1 pseudogene is annotated in these 279 nt (G+C 70.3%); it reads right to left on the reverse strand.

Annotation, left to right across the window (positions count from 1 at the left end):
- Positions 1–279: pseudogene (locus R0J88_RS19685) on the reverse strand (class II histone deacetylase); the annotation flags it as partial.

Below are 279 nucleotides of genomic sequence, written 5' to 3' on the forward strand. Positions count from 1 at the left end.
GTCCACGCCCAGCGCGATCACCAGCGCGTCCGGCTTGAAGCGGCCGATGGCGGGCAGGCCCTGTTCCAGCGCCTCGGTCCAGCCGGCGAAGTCGGTGCCCGCCGCCAGCGGCAGGGTCAGGTTGGCGCCCAGGCCGGCGCCCTGGCCGGGTTCGTCGGCATAGCCCAGGAAGAAGGGATATTCGGTGGTCGGGTCGCCATGCACCGACACGGTCAGCACGTCGCCGCGCTCGTAGAAGATGCTCTGCGTGCCGTTGCCGTGGTGGTAGTCGATGTCCAG

The sequence above is a fragment of the Pseudoalteromonas sp. SIMBA_162 genome (assembly GCF_046535955.1).
In the GTDB taxonomy this organism is placed as follows: Bacteria; Pseudomonadota; Gammaproteobacteria; order Enterobacterales; family Alteromonadaceae; genus Pseudoalteromonas; species Pseudoalteromonas marina.